This window comes from Verrucosispora sp. SN26_14.1, assembly GCF_004307965.1.
Classification (GTDB): domain Bacteria; phylum Actinomycetota; class Actinomycetes; order Mycobacteriales; family Micromonosporaceae; genus Micromonospora.
Genome location: NZ_SISL01000355.1, coordinates 1 through 6,124 on the forward strand (window position 1 = coordinate 1; position 6,124 = coordinate 6,124).

10 protein-coding genes are annotated in these 6,124 nt (G+C 70.5%); 5 read left to right on the forward strand and 5 right to left on the reverse strand.

Annotated elements, in window-relative coordinates:
• On the forward strand, nt 1-392 hold a 392-nt coding region (locus EYA84_RS24205; protein ID WP_131055640.1), incomplete at its 5' end, for an ATP-binding cassette domain-containing protein.
• Nucleotides 393-419: 27 nt separating this feature from the next.
• Here EYA84_RS24205 and EYA84_RS24210 read toward each other — a convergent pair.
• Both EYA84_RS24210 and EYA84_RS24215 read right to left on the reverse strand, forming a co-directional pair.
• Nucleotides 420-617, reverse strand: coding sequence for a DUF397 domain-containing protein (locus tag EYA84_RS24210; protein WP_131055642.1), 198 nt, complete (start codon nt 615-617; stop codon nt 420-422).
• 10 nt (nt 618-627) lie between these two features.
• Nucleotides 628-1,503 (reverse strand): helix-turn-helix transcriptional regulator, encoded by an 876-nt coding sequence (locus tag EYA84_RS24215; protein WP_131055645.1) that lies wholly within the window; start codon nt 1,501-1,503, stop codon nt 628-630.
• Between the two features lie 354 nt (nt 1,504-1,857).
• On the opposite strand from EYA84_RS24215, the gene EYA84_RS24225 reads away from it, so the two are divergent.
• From EYA84_RS24225 to EYA84_RS24235, 3 genes are all read left to right on the forward strand, one after another.
• Nucleotides 1,858-2,076: a hypothetical protein gene (locus EYA84_RS24225; RefSeq protein WP_131055649.1), complete on the forward strand. Its 219-nt coding sequence runs from the start codon at nt 1,858-1,860 to the stop codon at nt 2,074-2,076.
• Complete coding sequence (locus EYA84_RS24230) at nt 2,073-2,348, forward strand: hypothetical protein (RefSeq protein ID WP_131055650.1); 276 nt, start codon at nt 2,073-2,075, stop codon at nt 2,346-2,348. Before EYA84_RS24225 ends, EYA84_RS24230 begins: the two co-directional genes overlap by 4 nt.
• A 100-nt stretch (nt 2,349-2,448) precedes the next feature.
• The gene (locus tag EYA84_RS24235) at nt 2,449-3,024 is read left to right on the forward strand and encodes a helix-turn-helix domain-containing protein (RefSeq protein ID WP_161595027.1); all 576 of its coding nucleotides are present in this window, start codon (nt 2,449-2,451) and stop codon (nt 3,022-3,024) included.
• Between the two features lie 47 nt (nt 3,025-3,071).
• Here EYA84_RS24235 and EYA84_RS24240 read toward each other — a convergent pair whose 3' ends face one another.
• The 3 genes from EYA84_RS24240 to EYA84_RS24245 form a co-directional block, all read right to left on the reverse strand.
• Nucleotides 3,072-4,319 carry a YeiH family protein gene (locus tag EYA84_RS24240; protein WP_236145934.1) on the reverse strand — a complete coding sequence of 416 codons (1,248 nt, stop codon included), beginning with the start codon at nt 4,317-4,319 and terminating at the stop codon, nt 3,072-3,074.
• The gene (locus EYA84_RS33010; RefSeq protein ID WP_162854383.1) at nt 4,319-4,462 is read right to left on the reverse strand and encodes a hypothetical protein; all 144 of its coding nucleotides are present in this window, start codon (nt 4,460-4,462) and stop codon (nt 4,319-4,321) included. The genes EYA84_RS24240 and EYA84_RS33010 overlap by 1 nt, the downstream gene beginning before the upstream one ends.
• A gap of 348 nt (nt 4,463-4,810) precedes the next feature.
• On the reverse strand, nt 4,811-5,455 hold the full coding sequence (locus EYA84_RS24245) for a maleylpyruvate isomerase family mycothiol-dependent enzyme (protein WP_131055654.1): 645 nt from the start codon (nt 5,453-5,455) through the stop codon (nt 4,811-4,813).
• Between the two features lie 111 nt (nt 5,456-5,566).
• Between EYA84_RS24245 and smpB the strand changes: the two genes are divergently transcribed.
• Nucleotides 5,567-6,082 carry an SsrA-binding protein SmpB gene (gene smpB / locus EYA84_RS24250; protein WP_131055656.1) on the forward strand — a complete coding sequence of 172 codons (516 nt, stop codon included), beginning with the start codon at nt 5,567-5,569 and terminating at the stop codon, nt 6,080-6,082.
• Nucleotides 6,083-6,124 lie beyond the last annotated feature (42 nt).

Sequence of the window (6,124 nt, forward strand, 5' to 3'; positions counted from 1 at the left end):
CGCTGCCGGAGGTCGGCCTCGCCGACAGCCACCGCGCCTGGCCCGCCGAACTCTCCGGCGGCCAGGCACAGCGGGTCGCGGTCGCCCGAGCCCTGGTACGCGAACCCGACGTGCTGCTGCTCGACGAGCCCTTCGGCGCGCTCGACGCGCTCACCCGACTCCGGATGCAGGCACTGCTGCGCCGGCTACGCGCCGAACACGGCTTCGCCGCGCTGCTGGTCACCCACGACGTCGAAGAGGCACTGCTGCTCGCCGACCGGCTGCTCCTGCTGGAGTCCGGCGTCATCGCCGAGGAACTGGACGTGCCCCTCGGCCCGACCCGGACTCCAGTCGACCCGGCCTTCGGCGCACTACGCCGCCGCCTGCTCGACCGACTCGGCGTACCCACCTGAGGAAGGCGGATGCCGGAACGCCGCCGCTCAGGCGACGAAGCTGCCGCCCTTGACACCCCGGACGAAGCCGGCCCACTGGTCGGTGCCGAACGACAGCACCGGCCCCTGCCGGTCCTTGCTGTCCCGCACCGCGACCACGGCCGGGAGATTGTCGGCCACCTCGACACAGTTCCCGGTCGACCCCGACCGGGTGCTCTTGCGCCAGGTCGCGCGAGTCGGGTTCATGCGGGTCCTCCTACTTGACCAACTCCTCGGCCAACGCGAGCAGCCTATCCCGAGTGGGCTTCGGTCCCAGAGCCACAGCTTGAAGCTGTTCATGAGCTGTGGCGTATGCAGAGATCTCCGCGGGCCTGTCCAGATACAGCGCACCGGTGAGAGTGCCGACGTACACCATCTTCTCCTCGGCAGCGTCCGGATAGGGTGCCGGCAGGGGTGGGAAGTCGAGGATGACGAAGCTGCCGTCGAAGCCGAGGCCGGTGGAGTACGGCAGTAGCTGAACTTGGACATTGCTCCGAGTGGAGTGCTCGACCAGGAGCCTGATCTGCCGGTGCAGCACCTCGGGTCCTCCCACCACGCGGCGGACGGCTCCTTCGTCGATCACCACTCGCAGTATCGGCGGGTCATCCTTGGCCAGGATCTTCTGGCGTTCCATGCGGAGTGACACCTGCCGCTCGATCTCGTCGTCGCGCAGAGGAATCGGACCGGTCTGGAAAACCGCGCGGGCATACTCCTCGCCCTGAAGCAGACCCGGGAACATCTGACACTCGTACGTGCGGATGACCGATGCCTCGGACTCCATGCCCACGTACGCCGTGAACCAGTCGGGCAGGACGTCGCTGTACCGCTGCCACCACCCACGCTGCTTCGCTTGACGTGCCACCGCGACCACTGCTTCGGCCTGGTCGCCCTCCACTCCGTACAGCGTCAGGAGTGCCCGCACGTCGTTCGGGTGTGGACGCACGTCACCGTTCTCGACGCGGCTGAGCCAGCTTCCGTCGTGATCCACCTGTTGGGCCGCATCTGCGGACGTGTGGCCGGCCCGCTCACGAAGCTTCCGCAAGGTGAGCGCCAGCCGCCGCCGCTGGACGGTGGGACTTTGACGGGTGGCCATGGGGCCATCGTGCCACACAAACGATGTGACTTCCTTTCGCATAAGAATTGATCGCACATGCCGGATCCGCATATTGCGGATTGCTTGGTTGCGTGAAACGGTGTCACTGGGTGTGGTGGTCGGATGACCCGGCGTGGCCCGGCCGCCACGCCCCTCGTCGGAGGAGGGGCAGATGGTCCGGCAGATGACCTACAACGAGTTCCTGCTCGCTGCGGCTCTCACGTTCGCGCGTCGGCATCGGCCGAGGTGGAACCACGTGCTGAGGCGGGTGACGTGTCGGTGCGGCCGGGATCTGCCGTGTCGAGTGCGGTACCGGGTGCCGATCAATCGGGGCCACTGGCCGGGAGAGGCGTCATGACAGCGCACGGGCCGGTGGTGCCGATCTGGACCTGTGCGGGATGTGGTGCACCCTGGCCCTGCCGTACGCGTCGTCAGGAATTGCGGGCCGAGTACGAGCAGGCTCCGATGTCGTTGGCGCTCTATCTAGGCGCGTGCGTGGTGGCGGCCAGTCAGGACATGGGGTGGGCTCCGGCCGGGCTGCTGCATCGGCGGTTCCTCGGGTGGTTGCCGTGACCACGGCACCGCGCGCCGGTGATCTGCTCCTGATCGGGCCGCAGGCCAGCGTGCAGTTTCGTCGGCCGATCCTGTTCCGCGTGATCCGGGTGTTGACCTGGACCACGTACGACGGGCGGATCTGGTTGGAGGGATATCAGGTCAACAAGCGGGGAGAAGCCGTCACCCGACGGGCGGTCTTCGTGCAGCCGGCCGGGCTGCGTACCGCACCGACGCGCCTGCCGATTCGTGGACCGGGAAGGAGGAAGATGCCCGGTACCGTGTGGACATGAGCGGGTGGAGACTCGTGCCGGGCAACCGGGGTTCGACTCTGGCGCTGCGTCAGGCTCGGCCCCGGAAGCGACCTCTGCCCCAGTTCGACGAAGGTCGCCGGTGATCCTGACCCACGAGATCGCGCACGGCGTCGCCGCCGGGGAGGTCACCGTCGCCTACCGGCGCTGGATCCGGCCACGGGTGCGACCCGGCTCGACGTTCCACACGGTGGCCGGAATCGTACGCGTCGAGGCCGTCGACCGCGCCGAGCCCGAACAGCTCGACACGACCGCCGCGCGGGATGCCGGGTACGCCACACGGGAGGCCCTGCTCTCGACCCTGCGCGGTGACGACGCCGATCCACTCTGGCGCATCACCCTGTCGTGGGCCGGGCCCGATCCCCGCACCGCGCTCGCGGAGAACCCGGTGCTCTCGCCAGCCGACATCGCCGATCTCGACGCCGTGCTGGACCGGCTCGACGCCCGAACTCCCTGGGCCCGCGCCGCGCTGGACCGGATCGGCCGCCAGCCGGGCATCACCGCCGCGCGGCTCGCCGCCGAGCTGTCGATCGACAAGGACTCCCTGAAACGACGCCTCCGAACCCTCAAAGCACATGGCCTGACCCTCAGCCTGCCCTCCGGGTACGAACTCTCCGCTCGCGGCCACGCCTACCTGTCGGCCACCGGGCCTGCCTAGACCGACGGCCGGGAACCGGGGGGAGGTCCGGTTCCCGGCCGATCGCCTCAGCTCGTCGAGAAGCCGGCGAACAGCACCGAGGCGAGTCCCAGCGCGAGGACCAGGTTGAACACGGTGGCGGCGCCGAAGACCGCCACCGGCCGCCACCCGGCCTGCCGCAGCGCCGCCACCCGCACCTCCAGACCGATGCTGACGAAGGCCAGGATGAAGAACCAGGTCCGGAGGTCGTTGACGATCGCGATGGTGGCCTTGCCGTCCGCTCCGGCGACGTCGAGATACCAGGTGGCGATCACCGACGCGGCGACGAAGCCGAGGACGAACTTCGGGAACCGGCGCCACAGCTCGCCGAGCCCCGGACGGGCCGCGCCGGCCCGACGCTCGACGTGCAGCGCGAAGTACGCGGTCAGCGCCACCGCGACCACGCCCATCAGCGCGTTCTGGGTGACCTTGACGATGCTGGCGATCTGCAACGCCTCGTCACCGGCCAGCGCACCGGCGGCGGTGACGGCGGCGGTGGTGTCGATGTTGCCGCCGATCCAGGCGCCGGCCACCGCCGACTCCAACCCGAGCACGTCGGCCAGCCAGGGCAGCAGGAAGATCGACGGCAACGCGAAGACGATCACCAGGCTGGCCGTGTACGCCAGTTGTTCCCGGCGGGCGCGTACCGCACCGGCGGCGGCGATGGCGGCGCTCACTCCGCAGATGGAGACGGCGGAGGCGAGCAGGGCGCGCAGCTTGTCGTCCAGACCGAGCCGCCCGGCGAGCCACCAGGTGAACAGGAACACGCCGCTGATCAGCAGCAACGCCTGGGCGATGGCCGGCCCGGCGGCGCTGGCGATGACCGCCAGGTTGATCGACGCGCCGAGCAGGACCAGACCGGTCTTGATGAAGAACTCGGTGCGGAACGCGGCGGCGATCCGGTCACGCCACCCGGTCAGCGTCACCACCGCGTTGCCGAGCAGGCCCAGCAGGATGGCGTACACCGGGTATTCGATCGCGCCCGCGACGTCCTCGACCGCCGTGCCCTCGACCCAGGTGGGCACGTTCTGTTCGAGGTAGCGGGTCAGGACGGCGAGGACGAGCACGACCAGCAGGCCGACGGCGGTCCAGGCCCAGAAGGAGCCGTCGGCAGGCGGTGTCGCGGCAGGCGGCAGTGCGGCCGGACCGGCGGGTGCCGATTCGGTCCGTACGGGCGCACCGGTCGCGCCCACTGTGGAGGCGTCCGCAGCGGCCGTCGAGCCGGTGGCGGTCTCGGAGTCGGTGCCGGTCGCGGGTCGGTTGGCGTCGGTGGTCATCAGGGCACCAGCCCGGCGGGGATGGCACCGATCAGGACCAGACCGAGCAGGACCAGACCGAGGAGGGTCGCGGCCCAGTCCTCGTTGACGGCGAACCGGCTCTCCGGCGTGGTGGGGGTGGGCTGGGGTGCGGGGGCACTCATGGAGGTTCCTCCGGGGGTGAGAGGGCACGGCGACGCGGAGGCGTACGGGCGCGCGGGGTGGCCGGGTGACGGGCTCGTCGGGCTCGCGCCGGTCAGGCGCGGCCCGAGCGGGTACAGAGCTCCGAGGCGACCCGCATCAGGTCGACGACCCGGCGGGAGGTGAGTCGCAGATCGGTGACCACCGACCTATATTCCTACCGAGAAAGTAGGAATACAAGAGCTGTCCACGATCCGGGCGGGTTCCATTTCCTCGACGAACGACGACATGGCCGCCGGAGCCGCGACGACCGGCGGCGAGGCCCAGCCCCCTGGGTCGGCACCGGGTCGGCGCGTTAACGCGCCGATGCCCTAGATGCGGGCGCCCACGGTCTCGACACCGTCGCCGGTGATGTCCGCGAGGTAGGCGCGTCGGCCCGCGAGCACCATCACCAGCGCTTCCGTCGTTCCTCGGACGACCGGACCGGCACCGCTGCGGAACGGTCCGTCGGTCGCCTCCCACCGCAGGTCCTTCGCCACGGTGCGGCTGTTGACGGCGAAGTTCCTGGACACGAAGAACTCGGCGACCGTGGTGGCCGCCTCGACCGACGGCCCACCGTGCAGTCCGAGCGGGCGGCGGATGTCCTGGCCGTGCACGACGACCTCGCCCAGCCACGCGGCGGAGTGCCCGGACGGCGCGGTGGTGGCGGACACGGCGGCCCGGAACGTCGCCAGCGTCTCGGCGGGCGTCGCGCCGAGGTGTTCGCGCAGGCGTCGCCGGTTGTGCACGTCCGGGCGGAACCCGGCTGCGGCCATGCTGCGGATCCAGCGGAACGGAGTCATCCGCGCGGCCGAGGTCACATGTGCCAGCGTCTCCTCGACGGTCCAGGAGCCGCAGAGCGAGCGGGTGGCCCACTGGGCATCGGTCAGATCGGCGAGATCGTCGGCCAGGGCGCCCCGGGCGGCGACGATCTGGGCGGCGATGCGAGCGGAATCGCTGGAGTCGACGGAGTTCATCGCCGAGCAGCTTACGGCGACCGGCATCGGGCGGTGGAGGCGAGGCGGCACCTCAGGGACCTCCTGGGCCGACCTGCGCGGCCGGGGCGGCCAGGCACTATCCTTCGCCGGGTGGGCACCTCCGGTGACAGCGAGCGGACGGTCGTCGCGTCGAACCGCAGGGCGCGGCACGACTACACGATCCTCAAGACCTACGAGGCCGGGATCGTGCTGGCCGGCACCGAGGTCAAGTCACTGCGGGAGAAGCGGGTCTCGCTCGTCGACGCCTTCGCCCAAGAACTCGACGGCGAGATCATGCTCTACGGCCTGCACATCGCGGAGTACGGCTACGGCACGTGGACGAACCACGCGCCCCGCCGGACCCGGAAGCTGCTGCTGCGCCGGGTGGAGATCGAACGCATCCTGGCACAGATCCGCGAGGGCGGGTTCACCCTCGTGCCGCTGTCGATGTACTTCTCGGGCGGCTGGGCCAAGGTCGAGCTGGCGCTGGCCAAGGGCCGCAAGGCGTACGACAAGCGGCAGGCGCTGGCCGCCCGGGACGCCGATCGGGAGATCGCCCGGGAGATGGGCCGTCGCCTCAAGGGGCGGACGGGCCGGTACGCCGACGGGCGTGCGACCGGTCGGTGATCAGCCGGCGAGCAGGTGCTCGTGGGCCGCGCGCAGCCGGGC